This is a genomic window from Mycobacteroides sp. H003 (genome assembly GCF_001440135.1).
In the GTDB taxonomy this organism is placed as follows: Bacteria; Actinomycetota; Actinomycetes; order Mycobacteriales; family Mycobacteriaceae; genus Mycobacterium; species Mycobacterium gwanakae.
Genome location: NZ_LJYL01000034.1, coordinates 604,227 through 622,415, shown reverse-complemented (window position 1 = coordinate 622,415; position 18,189 = coordinate 604,227). Strand labels below are relative to the sequence as shown.

Below are 18,189 nucleotides of genomic sequence, written 5' to 3'. Positions count from 1 at the left end.
CTCATGCGCTCTCCACCACCATTCGTACCGGCGTGGGATCGAATCCGTTGCACGGGTTGTTGATCTGCGGGCAGTTCGATACCAGCACCAGGGTGTCGACCTCGGCGCGGAGTTTGATCTTCTTTCCCGGTGCCGAAATGCCGTCGACAATCCCGAGTGTCCCGTCCCCATCCACCGGGACGTTCATATAGAAGTTGATGTTGGACACCAGATCTCGCTTACCCAGGCCCCACTTGGCGCCTTCCAGCAGAAAATTCTCCACACACGCGTGCTGGTGTTTGGTGTGGTGGCCGTAACGCAGGGTGTTCGATTCCTGCGAGCATGCTCCACCGATGGTGTCGTGGCTGCCGACTTCGTCCTCCACGATGGTCATCAGCGGACTGCCGTCTTCTGCGCGCAGCACTGTTCCACTGCGCAGGAACAGGTTTGACTGCGCAGCGATGGTCGCCTGTGCCGAATAACGCACTGCGGTGTCGGTTGCCGAATACAACAGGGTGTCGACGGCCTGGTTGCCCTTCAGGTCGATGATCGTGAGCACGTTCCCGGCGGCGACGACAGCGCCCCACGGGGCACGGGCAGGGACGACTTCGTCGAGAACCGTGCTTGTCACAGTGTTCCTCCGTTCCGGGCGGCGGCCCAGGCGTCTTCGGTGTTGAGCACCGCACGTTGGTATTCCGGATCGTTGTTGGGCAGGTCGGCCAACTCATCGGGCGCGGGCCAGGCCAGCACCTGGACGGGTCCGGTGTCGAAGCTCTCCGACGGATCGAGGGGGTGGGCGGTGTTCACCAGCAGGGCGATGACCGGCAGGTGGATCAGCAGATCCACCGCAGCCCCTGCGCCGGCGGTGCCGGTGCTGTGTAGTGCGCCGTCGGCCTCGGCACGCACCCCGTGGAAGAACGACACCGATGGACCGATGTCACGCGGAGCCAGCCCGTGCTTCGCGGCGGCCAGCGTGAACAGCTCCCGCCCCGCGGGACTATTCGAATAGAGATCGCCCGCACCATATTTGGCGGCATTCGCGGTCAACGTGCTGGTTCCGCAGAAGGTGTCGTGATGTCCGGAGCTGTCGGCGACGATGGTGGCCAGCACCCGGCCCTGATCCGAGAGCAAGGGATGACCGGTGCCGAGATAGGCCTGCCACGGCACCTTGACGGTGTCGGCGACGTTGAGCCGCTCCCATGGGGCATCGACGCGCAGCAGCATCACACTCACGCACGCCGAGCCGGTGACGTCGGTGAGCCGTAGTCGGGTGCCGCGGCCGAGCACCTTGCCTGCGTACCGGCCCCCGGGGATGGTCTCAGCCCAAATCAGGGCCGACGCGGTGATATCGCCGGGGGTCCAGGGCCAGTTGGAGGCGGGTAGCACCGGCATCGCGTCGGTGATCTGCCCGGCCTGTGAGCGGGCGTGGTCGCGCGCTCCCTTGGTGGTAGCGGTCGTCATCAGGAGAGCTCCTCGGTGGTGGAATCGGCACGTCGCGGATAGGCCGCGATCCCGGCGATGAGCACTGCGGCGATGCAGATCGGTGCTATCCACACCAGGTAGGGGTGGGTGCCGGCCGGATCGAAGACGGCCGCGCGCGGCCAGGACAGGTTGAGCACCATGAAGGCGCCGTAGCAGACGGCAAGGATGTTGATCGGGAGCCCGAACCGCCCGAGGGAGAAGAGTTTTCGTCCGTCGGCATCCGTCTGCCCAACATTCGCGTCCCACTTGCTGCCGCCGATGCCCAAGCGGCGCAACAATAACGGTGTGGTGACCATCAGGTAGGCCAGGTAGATCAGTGCGATACAGACGCTGCAGAGGCTCGTGAACAGTGCGGCGTTGCCGAAGTTGACCACCAGGATCAAGACACAGCACACCCCGACCACCACCGCCGGCGCGATGGGTGTGCCGGTTCGTGGGTTCACATGCGACAGCACGGAGGAGAACGGCAGCTTGCCGTCGCGGGCCATCGAGAACATCAAGCGTGAGGCTGCGGTCTGGATGGCCAGAGTGCAGACAAACACCGCGATGGCCACATCGACGAGCAGCAGGGTGCCGAACGGGGACGCCAGCTTGCTGTCCAATACATAGGGAAGGCCGCCGGTGGCGAGCTGGCCGTCGGTCAGGCTGGGGGCGGCCATCAGGGCGCCCAGAATCATCAGCGCCCCGCCGATCGCCGACACCACGATCGCGGACAAGATGGTGCGCGGGGCGACCCGGCGGGGGTTCCGGGTTTCCTCGGCGAGTTCACTGGCCGAACCGAATCCGACAAGCACATAAGCGGCCATGAGCCCCGCTGCCAGGAAGGCCCACGGATATCCGCTGCCCGCCTCGCCGGTGTGTAGCACCACGCTCGGACCGCGTTCGGCGCTGGCGAAGAGCATGCCCACCACGGCGACCACACCAACGATCTCGCAGGTGACGCCGATGGAGTTGATGCGGGACATCCAGTTGACCCCGACGGCGTTGATCGCCGTGGTCGCGACCAGAAGCAGCGATCCCAACAACACCGCATTCGAGGCGCCGCTGACGCTGGTCAACGAGGAGTCCGTGCCGATGAGCTGGAATCCGCTCCAGATCGTCGGCAGGACTACCTGCAGGGCGATGGCCGCCGCAGATGCGGTCACGATCTGGGCGATGATCATGAACCAGCCGGCGAACCAGCCCACCACAGCACCGCCGAGCCGGCGGGCCCATTGATAGATGGCTCCCGAGATGGGGTAGCGCGCCGCGAGTTCGGCGAAATTCAGCGCCACCATGTACTGCCCGGCGAAGACGATCGGCCAGGTCCAGAAGAAGGCCGGGCCGCCGAAACTGAACCCGAATGCGAACAGCTGGAAGATCGTCGTCAAGATCGAGACGAACGAGAATCCGGCTGCGAAGGATGCGAATTTGCCAAGGCTCCGGTGTAGCTGAGGTTTGTAGCCGAACGCGGCAAGGTCGTCGGAGTCGGATCCGGCGATGCTCGCCGCGGACCGGGCCGCGGATTCGGTGGCCGTAGGGGCGTTCATGGGCACTCCCAAGTCGGTCCTGGGGCACCGTTTCATGCGCCCTGTGTGGTTGGAAAACCCACGTCTATGTGGGAAGAAATATCTGTCATGCGATAGGTAAGTAAGTCTGACGGGCGCCCGGTACGCATGGGTGACAGTGCCGTTTCGGAACGTGGGTGCGGTGTAACATTGTCGTTTCGCAGATGTCGCAGCGATGACGAAAAGCTCACCACCCGATGGAATGAGGGCGTTGCCGAGCGGTACATGGAAGGGTCGGCACAATGTCAGGACGACCGCGGCGCACCAGTCCGATTCGCGAGGGAAAAACGACCCGCGACGAGATTCTCGATGCCTCGGCAGAGTTGTTCACCACCGATGGGTTCGCGGCAACCACCACCCGGCGCATCGCCGAGTCGGTGGGCGTGCAGCAGGCCTCGCTGTACTACCACTTCAAGACCAAGGACGACATCCTCGATGCGCTGCTGGCGATGACGATCGACCAGCCCCTGCACTACGCGGGGCTGATCGCCGATCGCCCGGAGGCGCCGGTCGTGCGTCTGTACGCGCTGGCGCTGGCCGATGCCGCCCAGCTGGCGGCGAGCCGATGGAACCTGGGTGCGCTCTATCTACTACCCGATCTGCGTGCCGACCGATTCGCGGTGTTCCGGGGCAAGCGGGACCAGCTCCGCACGCACTATCAGGATCTGGCGGCGGCGGCCGGCCGCGCGGACATGATCCGTGATGGGGTGGAGCGGCTACCTTTCCGGCTCGTCGAGTCGGTAATCATGCTTCGTGCCGACGGTGATTCGATCTCTCCGGAGGCGTTGGCGGACGCGACCTTGCGCGTTCTGGGGGTCGCAGAGGATGCTCAACAGGTAGAGGGGTCGGCCCGGGCGCTGTTGAGGCAGTTGGACTGGCCGGTGGCCGTTCCTAAGAGGTAGGCACAGTTGACCATGCTAGGGTGCCGTCCAGTACAGAGTAGCCAAAATGTGATGGGAATTAGGTGCTGTAGTAAATGTCCGATCTGAAGCCGTACTACGAGGAATCTCAGTCCATATACGACATTTCGGACGAATTTTATGGCCTTTTCCTTGACGAAGAAACCATGGGCTATACCTGTGCGTACTTCGAGCGCGACGACCTGACTCTCGCCGAGGCGCAGCTGGCCAAGTTCGACCTGGCGCTGGGCAAGCTCAACCTTGAGCCTGGGATGACGCTGCTGGACATCGGCTGTGGCTGGGGTGCCTGCCTGGAGCGCGCCATGCGTAAGTTTGACGTCAACGTCGTCGGTATCACGCTGAGCAAGAACCAGAGCGAGTACAGCCGCACGCGTCTGGCGAAGGTCGCCGCGGAAACCGGCCGCACCGCGGAAATTCGCATGCAGGGTTGGGAAGAATTCAACGATAAAGTCGATCGAATTGTGACGATCGGTGCATTCGAGGCATTCAAGCAAGAGCGTTACCCGATCTTCTTCGAACGCGCATATGACATCCTTCCCAATGACGGTCGAATGCTTCTGCATACCATTCTGGCCCACACCCAGAAATTCTTCCGGGAAAATGGAATTCCGCTCACCATTAGCGACCTGAAATTCATGAAATTCATCGGTGAGGAGATCTTCCCCGGCGGGCAGTTGCCGGCCGTCGAGGATATCGAGAAGCTAGCTGCTGGCTCCGGGTTCAACTTGGAGCGCGTGCATTTGCTGCAGCCGCACTATGCCAAGACCTTGGATATCTGGGCACAGAATCTTGAACAGCGCCGCGAGGAAGCCATCAGGATTCAGTCTCAAGAGGTTTACGACCGCTTCATGCGGTACCTGACCGGTTGTGCGGACTTCTTCCGTCGCGGTATCACCAACGTCGGTCAGTTCACCCTCGTCAAATAGCGAGACTTAACAGGTCAACGCCGTCTCACGCTTGCGCGAGGCGGCGTTTCTGTTCCTCAATGTCGAAATCAGCGGGCGGCCACGAGAGATTGAGGCTATCTAGTGTTTCGTCGAGAAGTGCGGTCACCGCTAGCCTGCTGAACCACTTGCGGTCGCAGGGAATGACGTGCCAGGGCGCGTACTCGGTGCTGGTCTGCTCCAGCACCGCTTGATAGGCCTCCTGGTAGGCGGGCCAGAACGCGCGCTCATCGATGTCGTTGGGATTGAACTTCCAGTACTTGTCCGGCCGGTCCAGGCGCTCGGCTAGGCGTTTCTTCTGTTCGTCGAGCGATACCACCAGTGCCACCTTGAGGATCGTCGTGCCGGCCTCCGTCAGCTCTTTCTCGAAGGCGTTGATCTCGTCGTAGCGGGCGCCCCAGACCGTCGGAGGCACCAGGTCGTGGACTCGCACCACCAGGACGTCTTCATAGTGCGAACGGTCGAAGACACCAAGCTGCCCACCCGCGGGCAGTGCGTTGCGAATCCGCCACAGGTAGTGGTGCTTACGCTCTTCCTCGGTGGGCACCCCGAAGCTCGCATGTTCAATTCCCTGTGGATCAACTTGCCCGACAACATGTTTGACGATGCCCCCCTTGCCGGAGGTGTCCATGCCCTGCAGGACCAGCAGCACCGACCGATGGTCTCCGCTGCGCCCGTTGGCGTACAGCATCTCCTGCAGCAGCCCCAGGCGTTCGGACAGTTCCGCCTGCAGCGCCTCGCCGTCCTCTCGCGCGCCGTCGAACCCCGGTGTGGAACGGGTATCGACATCGGCGAAGTTCAGGCCGGACCGGTAGCGCAGAGCGGACGTGTCGATCTTGAGGGTCATGCCCTGTGACCCTAGTGAGGTCGGCTTACGCCGGGTGGGTTTGACGCGTTTGTAGCGCGGGAGGAACCGGTGACGGATGGGGCATGTCGACGAACGTCTCGCGAGATCCCCCTACACCCACGATGCCCAGCACCGCGTTCCAGGAGATCATCGTCAGGTAGTCGATGAGCTCATCGGAGCTCATCCGCGGGTGCGACATCCAGGAGTGAGTGGCCAATTGGACGCCGCCCACGATCATGTACGCCCACGGCTCCACACCATGAGTGTCCATCGACGCTTCAGACATCTGGCGACGCAGCGATAGGGCGAGCATGCGCGCGATGATGCGCTCGGAGTCGGCGATGGCCTTGCTGCGACTGGTGGAGCTGTTGGCCATGACGAACGGATAGATCTCCGGCTCGGCGGCCACGGTCTCGACATATACCTTGATCACGGTCCGGGTCAGGTCGTAGCCGTCGAGGCGGGCAGTCAGTGCCGTAGCCATCTTGGGGATGAGCGTGGTCTGCGCGAACCGGGTCATCACGGCGGTCGTCAGATCGTTCTTGTCCACGAAGTACCGGTAGAGCACCGTCTTGGAGACACCGATGTCGGAGGCGATCTCATCCATGCTGATATCGCGTCCCCGGTGCCTGATGGCATCGAGAGTGCCGTCCACGAGCTCGGTACGTCGTTCGACCTTGTGCTTATGCCAGCGGCGCTTGCGACCATCAGTCTTGATAGCCGCAGGCTGCGTTTTACTTGCCACGGTTATCGCCACATTCCCATAGTTATCTGTAACCGATACTACTTGACGGCCCCCTCGGGGATGCGTAACGCGCTCGATACCGGATGATGGAGGCGTGGCAGGCAAGCACAGCGATCAGCCGCGCACGCGGAACGCATCCGGCGGTGTCTTCGCGATGGGCAATTCGGCCGTCGACGAGCAGCGCCGGAAACAGCTTCGCCGAATGAAAGCCGTGGCCACGGGATTCCTGGTGGGAGCCACCGTGTTGTTTCTGGCGTGCCGTTGGTGGCAGTCGGTAGGCGCGCCGGGCTGGGTGGGTTATGTCGGAGCGGCCGCAGAGGCGGGTATGGTCGGCGCGCTTGCCGACTGGTTTGCTGTAACCGCATTGTTCCGGCATCCGCTTGGGCTAAAAATCCCGCACACCGCGATCATCAAACGCAAGAAGGATCAGCTGGGCGAGGGGCTCGGAAACTTCGTCCGGGAAAACTTCATGTCGCCGGCTGTCATCACCGCAAAGGTGCGCGATGCGCAGATCGCGGGACGGCTGGGTAAATGGATGAGCGACCGGTCGCATGCCGAGCGTGTCGCGGCCGAGGCCTCTACCGTGCTTCGGGTCGGCGCGCAGATGCTGCGCGACGAGGATGTGCAGCAGACCATCGACAGCGTGATCGTGCGCCGGATCGCCGAACCCAAATGGGGGCCGCCGGTGGGACGCGTGCTCTCGACGGTGCTCAAGGAGGACCGCCACGCGCCGGTCATCCAGCTGCTGTGCGATCGGGCCTTCGAGTGGGCATTGGGTGCCAGCGACACCATTGATCGAGTGGTGGTGCGTGACTCGCCCAGCTGGACCCCCAAATTCGTCGACCACTTCGTGGGTGACCGCATTTACCGGGAGCTGGTCGACTTCACGGATAAGGTGCGTCGCAATCCCGACCACGACCTGCGCCAATCTGTGAACAGGCTGTTGTACGACTTCGCCGACGACCTGCAGCACGATGACCTGACCATCGCCAAGGCCGAGGCGATCAAGGCCCGGTTGATGGCACGCGCCGAAGTCCAGAACGCGGCGGCCACCGCCTGGTCCGCCGCCAAGAAGATGATCACCGAGTCGGTGGATGATCCGTCCAGCGAGCTACGTACCCGGATCGCTGACACCGTGGTGCGGATCGGGGAGACGCTGCGCGACGACGAGTCCGTACGCGACAAGGTGGACGGTTGGGTCGAGCGTGCGGCCCGGCATCTGGTGGATCAGTACGGTGCGGAGATAACGGCCGTCATCACCGAGACGATCGAGCGATGGGATGCCGAGGAGGCCAGTCGCCGGATTGAATTGCATGTCGGCCGTGACCTGCAGTTCATTCGTATCAACGGCACAGTGGTGGGTTCGCTGGCAGGTTTGGTGATCTACACCGTCGCGCAGGTGCTCTTCTAAAAAGGCCCTGACCCGGCTATTCCCGTCCGGGAGTGACTTGGCCCACATTGCTAACAGAAGTGCTTGCAATAGCTAGCACTGCAGCTTACCGTGGTTCTTATGTCGCAGGAATCAGACCTCGCCACCGCTGTGAGCAACGCCGCTTCCGATATCGGAGGCTTCATCCGCGCACAGCGTGAGGCCGCGCAGGTCTCCGTGCGTCAGCTGGCCGAGAAGGCCGGCGTAAGTAACCCGTACCTCAGTCAGATCGAACGCGGACTGCGCCGTCCGTCGGCCGAGGTGCTCAATCAAATCGCAAAGGCGCTAAGGGTTTCGGCGGAGGTGTTATACGTGCGTGCGGGCATTTTGGATCGTAGTGATGCCAGCCCGGTACGGGACGCCATCATTGCCGATACCTTCATCACCGAGCGGCAGAAGCAGGTGTTGTTGGACGTCTACAGCTCTTTCGTTCAGCAAAACGCTGAAGCAAATTCGGATCTGGCTCAGTCCGACCCCGAGTCCCCTGGCGACAACTGAATAACTTTCCCCATCCCCGAAAGGAATCTGGCATGACCAAGAAGAACACCTCGTTCGACGACCTGAAAACCCCGTTCTACGTAGCCGTCGGCGCTGGTGACCTTGCCCTGGCCGCCGTCGCCGATGTGGTCGTCAAGCTGCGCGAGCGTGCCGAGGAAGCTGCTTCTGAGGCCGGTGCCCGCGTGGACGAGACCCGTGACCGGCTGCGTGAGCTGTCGGCCGAGCTGCCCACCGACGTCAACGAACTGCGCGACCGGTTCACCCCCGAAGAGCTGCGCAAGGTCGCCGAGGCCTACTTGCAGGTGGCGACCGATATCTACAACAACCTCGCCGAGCGTGGCGAAGAGGCCATCGAGCGTATCCGCAGCACCCCCGGTATCGAGGAGAACGTGACTCGCGCTGAGGGTCTGGTCGGCAACTACGCCGAGCTGACCGAGCAGGCGCTGGGCACCGTGGCCAGCCAGACCCGCGCTGTCGGTGAGCGTGCCGCCAAGCTGGTCGGCATCGACCTGTCGAGCAAGTCCGCTCCGGCCACCAAGGCCGCGCCCGCCAAGAAGGCTCCGGCCAAGAAGGCGGCCCCCGCCAAGAAGGCCGCCCCCGCCAAGGCTGCTGCCAAGAAGGCCGCGCCCGCCAAGAAGGCTCCGGCCAAGAAGGCCGCGACCCGCACCATCACCCAGAAGTAGGCACTTCCAGCTCCGACAGCCACCCGATCAGCCACGTAGGCTGATCGGGTGGCTTTCACTTTTCATGTCTTCGCGCTGATTTCCCTCGTCGCTCTTGTCGCGGCGATCGTCGCGCTGGTTCATGCCGCGATTCAGCCGGCGGATGCGTTCGTGGCCGCGGAAAAGCAGACCAAGACCACCTGGATAGTCATTCTTGCCGGAGCGGCCGTGCTCACCCTGATTCCGGGGTTGGAGCTGTTGACCGCCGGGATCGCCGCGGTGGGCGCCGGGGTGTACTTCGTGGATGTTCGGCCCCGTGTGCTTGAGGTGCAGGGCAAGTCGCGGTAATGCGTGCGGTCGCGGCCCTGGTTGTGATGGCCGTGCTGCTGGCCGTGAATGTGGTACCCGTGGCTGCTGCGGAGCCCGCGCTTATTGACCACGTTTCCTGGGGTGCAACATCTTTGGGTCGCACACTGCGTGTCTATCCAACGCCGCTCGGGCGCACGTACGAGGCGCCCGATGGTGCCGATATCGCCTGGGCCGAGGTCCTCGCACTGGCCCCCGACGCGCAAACGCCCGGTATGCGAATGCAATTCGACTGCCATTGGTATGGACGGGTGTTCATTCCGAACAAGCCGAGCTGGAACCTGGAACCCTGGCGGCCGCAGGTGGACGAGGCATTGATGACGGTGTCGCAGTGCAACCCCGGCGGACCTGAGATCTAGGTCCTGTCTGCGCCGGCTTCCGGCACCATGATTCGCCGCTGCGGCGGGGGCTTCATGGCGCGCCGCGTAAAGGTAAGCACATTGCAGTGTGACGTGAATCAATTGTGTCCGTGAATTACATATGTGTAATTCACCCGAGACCGGTGGTTTATCTCGGTGTTATTGGTGGAAGTAAGAATTCACTAAAGCCTCAGACAGCCCAATGGCAACTTTTCTTACCATTCTCCGCTTGCGTAACGCACACCTCGTGAGTAACGATTACAACAGTGATCACAATCTGATCACGACCGGAGTGGCAGGTGGTACATCACGCATCACGTGATCTCTCCGGGGACAGAGGATCGGGGTGCAGTGACATGAAGGTCGTCATGGACCGCGCACGATGGGTGCGCGACAGGCGTGCGGTATGTCTGATCATGAATGTGCTTTTTGCGATGTCGCTGTCCATGACCGCGAGTGTCGCGTCGGCCGACTCTGTGAATTGGGACGCGATTGCCGAATGCGAATCCGGCGGAAACTGGTCGGCAAATACCGGCAATGGTTTCTATGGTGGCCTGCAATTCAAGCCGTCCACGTGGGCATCTCATGGTGGTGTGGGCAATCCCGCCGATGCTTCCCGTGAACAGCAGATTGCCGTGGCCGAGAGTGTTTTGCAATCGCAAGGCCTTGGCGCGTGGCCGGAATGTGGCGGTGGCGGCAGCGGCCCGATGACCGGTGGGCGAGCGGGATGCCAATTGGTCCCCGGCGGCAGCATCTTCGGGATCGTCAATTTCCGGCAGATGTGCAGTGGTGTCGTAGGGCTGATTCCCGCGGGCTAGGCGCGTATCTGGCTGAGCACGTGCACCGCAAGGTTTACGGAAACAGCGCGTTGGCTTGCGCGTAGGGGACGGCTCGATTCGCGAATCCGAAGGTGCCATGCTGGGCGATCTCCCGTGCCCCGTCGACGAACGCCCCGAGTGCCGCGCGTGCCATCGCGGACCCGAGGCTGATCCGGCGCACGCCCCACTGGGCGATCTCGTCAACCGAATGGTTGAGCACGAATCCCGCGGCCAACAGATTGACCGGGCGATCCACCTCCGCGCACACCGCGCGGACCGCGTCTGCGTCCGGCAGGCCCGGTGCGTACACCACGTCGGCGCCGGCATCGGCGTACGCCTGCAGTCGTGTGATGGTGTCAGCCAGGTCTGCCCGGCCATACAGAAAGTTCTCGGCACGGGCCGTGAGCGTGAACGGAAAGGGGAGATCGCGCACCGTGTGCGCTGCCGCCGTGATGCGGTCCACCGCCTCGGCGAGCGGGAAGATCGGGGCGTCTGGAATCCCGGTGGCATCCTCGATCGACCCGCCGACCAACCCCGAGGCTGCCGCTTCGCGGATCGTCATGGCGATGTCCCCGATGGTGGGGCCGCCGTTCTCCAGGTCTGCCGAAACCGGCAGATGCGTGGCCGCCGCGATGTGGGACGCGTTGGCCAGCGTCTCGGCCTGGCTAACCAGGTTGGCGCCGTCCTGCCGGCCGAGGGAGAAGGCCAACCCGGCACTGGTGGTGGCCAGCGCGGGGAAGCCATAACCGGTGAGGATCCGGGCCGACCCGGCATCCCACGGGTTGGGGACCACGAATGCCCCGGACTGGTGCAGGGCAGCGAACACGACCGCACGCTCATGCTGGGAGGTCACGTATGGGACGCTACGCCCATGACGGATTCGGTAGGCACACCGGCGGTTTGGCCCACGCGCGGGGAGGTCGCCGCACGCATCGACCACACCCTGCTCAAACCCGAAGCGACACCCGAGGACGTGCAAGCCCTCATCGCCGAGGCCACCGATCTCGGAGTGCTCGCCGTATGCGTTTCGCCTTCGATGCTGCCGGTGGAGGCTCCGGGGCTGATTGTTGCGGCGGTCGCGGGATTTCCGTCGGGAAAACATCTTTCGTCCGTCAAGGCGCATGAGGCGGCCCTTGCCGTGGCCGCGGGTGCAACGGAGATCGACATGGTGATTGACGTCGGCGCCGCGGTGGTAGGCGATTTCGCCGCGGTACAGGCCGATATCGAGGCAGTCCGGCGTGCGATCCCGTCGGCGACCCTCAAGGTCATCATCGAATCCGCGGCGCTGCTGGAATACGCCGGTGCCGAGGCGGTCCGCCAGGCAAGCCGGGTGAGTGAGGCCGCCGGCGCTGATTTCGTGAAGACCTCCACCGGATTTCACCCGGCAGGTGGAGCCTCGGTGGAGGCCGTGCAGATCATGGCCGAGACGGTCGGCGGCCGGCTCGAGGTCAAGGCGAGTGGCGGTATCCGCACGGCGCAGGATGCCGCGGCCATGCTCCAGGCCGGCGCGACCCGGCTCGGTCTATCGAGTAGCCGCGCCGTCTTGGACGGCTTTCTGCACTAGAACGACAGGTTCTGCAGGCAGGGGTTCTCGACCGGCTTCATCGGCTGATTGGTGCTCGACAGTTTCACCGTGATGCCGTCGTTGGTGACCTTGACCTCTTGGGCCTTGAGCCCCATCGGGTATTGGCCGCCGACGAGTCCCTTCGAGAAGGTGTCGAGCGCCGGCTGGATGATCTCGCGCGGCAGCCCGATAAACGCGGAGACGTTCTCGGACTGCAGCGTCACCATGCCGTCCTTGATGACCGGCTTGGTGGTGATCTGGGCCAGCCCTCCGGCAGCGCTCAGCGTCACCTCACCGGTGGATTCGTTGGTGGTCGCATCGCCCACCAACGAGCCGAGCATTCCCGGCACGAGGTCACGGGCGCTCTCGGTGATGCCGGCGGTCGGCCAGGACACTTCCACGTCGAGGCGACCGATCGTGCCGAGCGAGTCTGCGGTCTTCTTCAGCGAGATGTCACGCACCGTGATGGCGACGGACATCTTCTTGGCCTGTGCGATCTGGTTGCCCGCGGTCTTGATCGTGAGTTTGTCGATGTGATTGCCGAGGTATTGCACAACGAGCGGCATCGGGCCGAACGACGCGGTCGCGCCGTCCTGCACCAGGCACGAGGTGGCGGCGTTCACCTCGCTGCTGGTCCGCTGGCGTGCGTAGAGCTCGATACCGAGTACAGCGGCCACGAACACGGCGACGACGATGACCGCGATGAGTACCAGCGACCTGTAGTCGCGACCCTTCTCAGGTTCGGCGGGCTGCGGCGGTGCCTCTGCGGGCGGGGGTTCGACCGGCGGCGGCGCCACCGGGCTCTGCTGGGTTGGCAGCTGCTCCGGCGGCGGGGTCGGTGCGTGCTCCTGCTGCGCGGGCGGAACCTGCTGGGACGGCGGTTGCCACGGCGAAGGCTCGGGAGGTGTCGATCCAGGTGGTCCGAGCGGCGGCTGAGGCGGTGTCGTCACCCGCGCGATTGTGCCCTATTCGACTGAGGACGGGTTAAGGACGGGCAAGATCTTGCGGGTCTCGGCAACCGCGTCCAGGTTCAAATCCGCGACGATGAGCTCCGTTTCCGGACCTGCCTGTGCGATGAGTTCGCCGGTGGGTGAGGCCAGCAGACTGCCGCCGATCCCTGTCGGTGATCCGCTGGCAGGTGCCTCCAGAGCGGGCAGCGCTTGGTCGGATGCGGCGATGAAGCATGTCGAATCGGCCGCCCGCGCCCGTGCCAGCAGCGTCCATTGATCCCATTTTCCGGTCCCGGCGGCCCAGGACGCACTGACCGTGATCACTTGCGCGCCGCGTCGTGCCAGGTCGGTGTAGAGGGCGGGGAAGCGGATGTCGTAGCACGTGGTCAGTCCGACGGTGACACCGTCGACCGTGATGAGCACCGGGTTGTCCCCGGGCGCGACGGTCGCCGACTCGCGGAAGCCGAACGCGTCGTAGAGATGGATCTTGTCGTAGTGGGTGTCCACGCCGGGGCCGGTGGCCAGCAGCGTGTTGTGGACGCGTCCGTCCGAGGCGGGGGTGAACATCCCGACGACGACGGTCAGTCCCGCCTCCTGCGCGATCGTGCGGACTCCGTCTGCCCAGGGGCCGTTCACTGGCTGCGCGACGGGGCGCAGGGGTACACCGAATCGGCACATGGTGGCTTCCGGGAAGACGACCAGGGTGGCGCCCTGGTCGGCGGCGTCACGCACCCTGGCCGCGACGGTGGCCAGGTTCTCGGTGGGATCGGCGCTGCTGGTGATCTGCGCCAACACTATCCGCATGCCTCCAAGCCTAGGCCAGTGGCGCGACGGCTGCCCACGGTGTCGTCAAGATGCAATCACGAACCTGTCGGCGTTGCGGCTCGACAGGAAAACCGTTGTCGCGCAGTGATTTCAACATCATTCGCCAACGGACTCGGGGGCCGAACACGCCGTGCGGTGCTGCCGACGCCCAACAGCGGTCGGCCGCGGCGAGTAGATCGTGGATGGGCTGGCCCGGAATATTTTGGTGAATAAGGGCTTTCGGTAGTCGCTCGGCCAGATCGGATGGCTCGTCGATATCGAAGGGATCGCAGGCCAGAGTGAGTGTTCGCGGTCCGGATGCGTCGAGCAGTAGCCAGGCGCAGCGGCGGCCGAGCTCGTCGCAGGTGCCCTCGATGATGAGCCCGCCGGGCGCCAGCCGCGCCGCCATCGTGGTCCAGGCCTGCGCCACCTCCGATTCCGGATACTGGCGCAACACGTTGAAGGCGCGCACCAGAACCGGTGTGTGGCCTGCCAGCTCGAATCCGCCGAGACCGAAATGGACCCCGTCACGCGGGGGAACCACCCGTGCCGGATCGATCTCCAGCCCCACCACCCGGACATCCTTGCGAACCGTCCGCAGCCGTGAGGCCAGCTCCAGGGTGGTGGTGGGCATGGCGCCGTATCCCAGATCGACCACCAGGGGGTCGGCGGCACCGGCCAGCACTGCCTGCACCTCGGGGTGATGGACCAGCCAGCGGTCACTGCGGCGCAGCCGGTTGATCCCGGTGGTGCCACGGGTCCATGGTGCCTGGACGGCTGCTGCCTGCGGTAATCGGGATTTCTTGGGATCGGTAGCGGATGGGTCCGCCTTCACTTGAGCCATGACGGAGCCATCGGGGCGACGGACGATGAAGGGACAGATGATGAATCGAGTGATCGTGGGTGCCATGGGACTTCTCGCCGCCGGTGCGGTGGTGGTGGGCTGCTCGACCGACAAGCCGGGTGGATCGCAGGTGAGCTCGGGCAGCAACGCCGAGGTCAAGGTGGACGGCAAGGACCTGGCCGGCCTCGACCTCAAGTCGGTGACGTGCGTCAAGCAGGGCGGCAAGATCAACGTGGCCAGTGGCGCCGTCAACGGCCAGCAGGGTCTGGGTGTGGTGATGACCGACGAGGCGTCGCCCAAGGTGCAGTCACTGGGATTGGTGTACGACGGTGCCGCGCTCGCGGTGAGCAGCGGGATGGGTGCCAGCGTCGGCTCGGCCGATGTCAAGGTCGACGGGAAGACGTACACCATCACGGGCGAAGCGTCGGGTGCCGACGTCAAGAACCCGATGGCCGGGATGATCACCAAGCCGTTCACCATCAAGGTGAGCTGCGGCTGACATCTCGACTGCGGCGGGCGTGCACAGCACGCCCGCCGCTTTTTACTATTCGGAGGTGACGATCATCGGTGACCTGGAGCGGGCCCGTCACCTGGCGCTGGCGGCCAAGGAAGAGGCCGCTAAGGAGATCTTGTTGTCACTGCTGGCCCAGGCCGAGGAGGCCGACCGCGACGATCTGGCATGCGAGGTGTTGGCCCAGCTTGCCGAGGTCTATCTGGTGCGTACCGCCTACGACGGTGTGACGGAAGGTATACGGCGGATTCGTGAGTGTCTGTCCTCCTACGCGGAAATCCGATCGGGGCGGCGCCCCGATCTGGCCGCGCGGGTCACCATGTCCGAGGCGGAGATCGACCACCTGATCTGTCGCTACACCCGGCGTGCCGCGTTCCTCGCCGCCGGATTGGCGGCGGCCAGCGGTGATCACGACGGTGCCGCGGCGAGTCTGGACACTCTGATCGATACGCCCGGGGACTTCGAGGATTTGGCCATCGAACAGCGCGGCCTGATCTGCTACGCCAGAATTTTGATGGCCAGGGGTTTGTGCGACGACGATATGTATGCGGACTCGGTGCCGATATGGGCCGTACTCCTCGATCAGCTCGAGGAATACGCGGGTGCGGGTGACCCCGAGTCCGATCATCTGTTTGTCAACGGAGCGTTGTCGTATGGCCGGTTCTGCGTCGAGACCGGCCGGCTTGATGAGGCGCAGCCGTGGCTGCGCCGAGCCGAGGCGCGCGCCGGCGCGCGGGACTGGCAGTTGGCTGCTGCCCGTGCGCAGTTGGAGCGTGCTGCGGCGCGGTGGTCGGACGGCGATATCGCCGAAACCCAGACGCTGGTTCACCAGGCATACCCGGCGATTGCCGAGCACGTCCGGGCGCACGATGTGTCCCGTAGCTGGCTGTACTTCGGCTTGATCAGATTCCGGATGGGCGCGCTGGACGAGGCCGACGAATGCTGGGGGCATGCTGAGCGGCATTGGCGCGAGATCGAAAAGCCGCTGCACATTCACCGAATCCTGCTGCAGCGCAGCTGGATCTCCATTCTTCGCGGTGACTTCGCCGTTGCGGTCGAGAAGGTGGCGCAGGCCCGGGAACTGCTGGACTCGTACCCGCGGCACAGCTGGCTGCAATATGCCCGTCTCGACGATCAGCTGGGCAATATCTGGCGTGCCGACGCGCTGGCCGATCTTGGTCTCGACCCCGCTACCGGAGCGGTGCCCGGTGATGTGGACGGTCCCGGTTACCGGCGCGCGATGTCGAAGCTTCGACAGGCCGCAGACCTGAAGGTGCCTGCGGCGCTGGCTGTCGACGCGGTGCGCTACGCCATCCCCGATGCGGGTGCGCGGATGCGCTGGGCCAGGTGTGTGTCGGCGCCGCTACTGGCGGGCGCCTTCGCGGTGGCGAAGGAATGGGGCAATACCGTTCTGCTCACCGAGTTGATTGAATATCACAGTGCCCGAGGGGCTTTCACTGCTGAGCTGAGCGAGAAGCAGGCAGGTTCGGCGCCCGGTGCCTGGGCCGCGACAGCCACTGCGGCGGTTCCCGTCGAGGGGGATCTGGCGCTGGTGGCCGCGGCTCCGCCGGTGCAGGCGGATGGTGGGCTCACCCGCCTCGGGCCGCTGCCACCGATGCGGATGGATCCCGCCGGTGATCAGATTATGAGCGGCTATCGGGAACTGGCCTGGCAGCGGTATGGCCGCGAGGTCACCGCCGCCGATGACGAATGGTCGACCTGGCCGTGACCGACACCTTGGTTCTGCGATTCGCCGATCTCGGCATCGCCACCTATGCGAGCCTGCGCGTGGTGGGAGATCCGTCCCGGACGGTCACCTGGGTCATCGAGCAGCAAGCCCTGGAAATTGCCTGCGGCGCTCTCTTTTCCGCGCTACCGGATCCGTCCGAGTCCGAGACTGCGCTCCTGGCCATCGAACGGGCGCTGACCGTGGGAGCTTTTGCGCGGCCTGATGCCGAACTCGACCTGGCCCGCGCGTTGGGTTCCCAGCTGGTGGCCGCCGACGGCTGGAAGCTGTTGTCCGAGTCCGTGTCATCTCCGCGTGCGGTGCTGTTTGTGACACCCAGTCCACGGTTGTCCCGGGTGCCCTGGGGGCAGTTGGCCATGCCGGGCACAGATGGTTTCCGGCTGATGGAGCTGGTCGACGTGCTGATGGCGGTGCCGCCCAATATCGTGCATGCGCCACGGCAGCCGGCGCGGTGGTGCGATCGCCACAACGGTCCTGCGGTACTGCTGCTTGACCCGCGAGTTCCCGGGCAGCGCCCGGATTCAACGTTGGGTTCGGTGCTGGGCCGTCCGTCTCCGGAGGCGCCTCTGACCCGCCATTTCGGCGAGCTGATGGACGCTTGCCAGGTGCTGCCTGCGGTCGACGCACCTGTGGAACTGTTCCGCCGGAACGATATCGACCGCCACCGGCTTGCGGAGATGTGTGCGCAGCGCCCGGCCAGAATGCTGTACGTCGGCCACGCCAGCGCGGCGGAGGGCACCGTCGGCCACGCCGAGCGGGCGGCCCTGCATCTGGCCGAGGAGCACCCGCTGACCGCCGCCGACATGATGGCCGCGCGGCTCTCGATCCCGCCGCGAGTGGCGCTGTTGGCCTGTTCGTCTGGCGGCGATTACCGCTTTGATGAGGCGACGGGGCTTGCCGCCGCGATGATCCTGGGTGGGGCGGAGTTGGTGACCGCGACCTTGTGGTCGCTTCCGACAGCAGCTGCCTACAGCCAGTTCTCCACGCACACAACAGATCCTATGGCCGAAACGGTCGCAGAGGTGGACCGTGCGCATTGCGAAGAGGATGCCGGCCGCGCGGTGAATCGTTGGCAGCGAGTTCAGCTGCGGCGCTGGCGCGACGGCGACCGTGCGGCGAGCCCGCTGCATTGGGCGGCTGTGGTCAGTTTCGCCGTTGACGGTGCCCGTTGAA

21 protein-coding genes are annotated in these 18,189 nt (G+C 64.5%); 12 read left to right on the top strand and 9 right to left on the bottom strand.

Annotated elements, in window-relative coordinates:
* Position 1: 1 nt before the first annotated feature.
* Genes AOT87_RS23245 through AOT87_RS23235 form a run of 3 tightly spaced genes read right to left on the bottom strand, consistent with a single transcriptional unit; the run spans position 2 to position 2,990 of the window.
* Entirely contained in the window at positions 2-640 is a 639-nt protein-coding gene (locus tag AOT87_RS23245) for an urea amidolyase associated protein UAAP2 (RefSeq protein WP_057969213.1), read from the bottom strand.
* The gene (locus tag AOT87_RS23240) at positions 607-1,440 is read right to left on the bottom strand and encodes an urea amidolyase associated protein UAAP1 (RefSeq protein WP_057969212.1); all 834 of its coding nucleotides are present in this window, start codon (positions 1,438-1,440) and stop codon (positions 607-609) included. The genes AOT87_RS23245 and AOT87_RS23240 overlap by 34 nt, the downstream gene beginning before the upstream one ends.
* A complete protein-coding gene (locus AOT87_RS23235) occupies positions 1,440-2,990 on the bottom strand; it encodes an amino acid permease (RefSeq protein ID WP_057969211.1) in 1,551 nt (516 codons plus the stop codon). The genes AOT87_RS23240 and AOT87_RS23235 overlap by 1 nt, the downstream gene beginning before the upstream one ends.
* Before the next feature lie 260 nt (positions 2,991-3,250).
* Between AOT87_RS23235 and AOT87_RS23230 the strand changes: the two genes are divergently transcribed.
* The gene (locus AOT87_RS23230; protein WP_057969210.1) at positions 3,251-3,910 is read left to right on the top strand and encodes a TetR/AcrR family transcriptional regulator; all 660 of its coding nucleotides are present in this window, start codon (positions 3,251-3,253) and stop codon (positions 3,908-3,910) included.
* A gap of 74 nt (positions 3,911-3,984) precedes the next feature.
* Positions 3,985-4,854: a cyclopropane mycolic acid synthase family methyltransferase gene (locus AOT87_RS23225; RefSeq protein ID WP_057969209.1), complete on the top strand. Its 870-nt coding sequence runs from the start codon at positions 3,985-3,987 to the stop codon at positions 4,852-4,854.
* 25 nt (positions 4,855-4,879) lie between these two features.
* On the opposite strand, the gene AOT87_RS23220 is transcribed toward AOT87_RS23225, so the two are convergent.
* Together AOT87_RS23220 and AOT87_RS23215 are read right to left on the bottom strand one after the other, a co-directional pair.
* Positions 4,880-5,719 (bottom strand): polyphosphate kinase 2 family protein, encoded by an 840-nt coding sequence (locus tag AOT87_RS23220; RefSeq protein WP_057969208.1) that lies wholly within the window; start codon positions 5,717-5,719, stop codon positions 4,880-4,882.
* A 25-nt stretch (positions 5,720-5,744) separates the two neighbouring features.
* Entirely contained in the window at positions 5,745-6,464 is a 720-nt protein-coding gene (locus AOT87_RS23215; RefSeq protein WP_046254851.1) for a TetR/AcrR family transcriptional regulator, read from the bottom strand.
* Between the two features lie 76 nt (positions 6,465-6,540).
* Between AOT87_RS23215 and AOT87_RS23210 the strand changes: the two genes are divergently transcribed.
* The 6 genes from AOT87_RS23210 (at position 6,541) to AOT87_RS23185 (ending at position 10,596) form a co-directional block, all read left to right on the top strand.
* A complete protein-coding gene (locus AOT87_RS23210; protein ID WP_057969207.1) occupies positions 6,541-7,875 on the top strand; it encodes a DUF445 domain-containing protein in 1,335 nt (444 codons plus the stop codon).
* Positions 7,876-7,974: 99 nt separating this feature from the next.
* On the top strand, positions 7,975-8,391 hold the full coding sequence (locus AOT87_RS23205; protein ID WP_030096397.1) for a helix-turn-helix transcriptional regulator: 417 nt from the start codon (positions 7,975-7,977) through the stop codon (positions 8,389-8,391).
* A gap of 32 nt (positions 8,392-8,423) precedes the next feature.
* On the top strand, positions 8,424-9,074 hold the full coding sequence (locus tag AOT87_RS23200; RefSeq protein ID WP_057969206.1) for a hypothetical protein: 651 nt from the start codon (positions 8,424-8,426) through the stop codon (positions 9,072-9,074).
* Positions 9,075-9,122: 48 nt separating this feature from the next.
* Positions 9,123-9,401, top strand: a complete 279-nt coding sequence (locus AOT87_RS23195) for a DUF2516 family protein (protein ID WP_046254848.1) — start codon at positions 9,123-9,125, stop codon at positions 9,399-9,401.
* Positions 9,401-9,778, top strand: a complete 378-nt coding sequence (locus AOT87_RS23190; protein ID WP_057969205.1) for a DUF2599 domain-containing protein — start codon at positions 9,401-9,403, stop codon at positions 9,776-9,778. The genes AOT87_RS23195 and AOT87_RS23190 overlap by 1 nt, the downstream gene beginning before the upstream one ends.
* A gap of 356 nt (positions 9,779-10,134) precedes the next feature.
* Positions 10,135-10,596, top strand: a complete 462-nt coding sequence (locus AOT87_RS23185; RefSeq protein WP_030096401.1) for a transglycosylase family protein — start codon at positions 10,135-10,137, stop codon at positions 10,594-10,596.
* A gap of 34 nt (positions 10,597-10,630) precedes the next feature.
* On the opposite strand, the gene AOT87_RS23180 is transcribed toward AOT87_RS23185, so the two are convergent.
* Positions 10,631-11,449 carry an isocitrate lyase/phosphoenolpyruvate mutase family protein gene (locus AOT87_RS23180; RefSeq protein ID WP_057969204.1) on the bottom strand — a complete coding sequence of 273 codons (819 nt, stop codon included), beginning with the start codon at positions 11,447-11,449 and terminating at the stop codon, positions 10,631-10,633.
* 18 nt (positions 11,450-11,467) lie between these two features.
* Here AOT87_RS23180 and deoC point away from each other — a divergent pair, with 18 nt between their 5' ends.
* Positions 11,468-12,160, top strand: a complete 693-nt coding sequence (deoC, locus tag AOT87_RS23175) for a deoxyribose-phosphate aldolase (RefSeq protein ID WP_057969216.1) — start codon at positions 11,468-11,470, stop codon at positions 12,158-12,160.
* Here the strand turns inward: deoC and AOT87_RS23170 are convergent.
* From AOT87_RS23170 to AOT87_RS23160, 3 genes are read right to left on the bottom strand one after another with little or no spacing between them, the layout of a single operon-like run.
* Positions 12,157-13,110 carry a DUF2993 domain-containing protein gene (locus AOT87_RS23170; RefSeq protein WP_030096408.1) on the bottom strand — a complete coding sequence of 318 codons (954 nt, stop codon included), beginning with the start codon at positions 13,108-13,110 and terminating at the stop codon, positions 12,157-12,159. The two genes, deoC and AOT87_RS23170, sit on opposite strands and share 4 nt — an antisense overlap.
* A 15-nt stretch (positions 13,111-13,125) precedes the next feature.
* The gene (locus AOT87_RS23165; protein WP_057969203.1) at positions 13,126-13,914 is read right to left on the bottom strand and encodes a carbon-nitrogen hydrolase family protein; all 789 of its coding nucleotides are present in this window, start codon (positions 13,912-13,914) and stop codon (positions 13,126-13,128) included.
* Positions 13,915-13,924: 10 nt separating this feature from the next.
* A complete protein-coding gene (locus AOT87_RS23160) occupies positions 13,925-14,758 on the bottom strand; it encodes a class I SAM-dependent methyltransferase (protein WP_241780014.1) in 834 nt (277 codons plus the stop codon).
* A gap of 40 nt (positions 14,759-14,798) precedes the next feature.
* Between AOT87_RS23160 and AOT87_RS23155 the strand changes: the two genes are divergently transcribed.
* The 3 genes from AOT87_RS23155 to AOT87_RS23145 are packed head-to-tail and all read left to right on the top strand — an operon-like array spanning position 14,799 to position 18,188.
* Positions 14,799-15,257 carry a lipoprotein LpqH gene (locus AOT87_RS23155; RefSeq protein ID WP_057967885.1) on the top strand — a complete coding sequence of 153 codons (459 nt, stop codon included), beginning with the start codon at positions 14,799-14,801 and terminating at the stop codon, positions 15,255-15,257.
* Between the two features lie 55 nt (positions 15,258-15,312).
* Positions 15,313-16,998, top strand: coding sequence for a hypothetical protein (locus AOT87_RS23150; protein WP_057967886.1), 1,686 nt, complete (start codon positions 15,313-15,315; stop codon positions 16,996-16,998).
* The gene (locus AOT87_RS23145; protein ID WP_057967786.1) at positions 16,980-18,188 is read left to right on the top strand and encodes a CHAT domain-containing protein; all 1,209 of its coding nucleotides are present in this window, start codon (positions 16,980-16,982) and stop codon (positions 18,186-18,188) included. Before AOT87_RS23150 ends, AOT87_RS23145 begins: the two co-directional genes overlap by 19 nt.
* Position 18,189 lies beyond the last annotated feature (1 nt).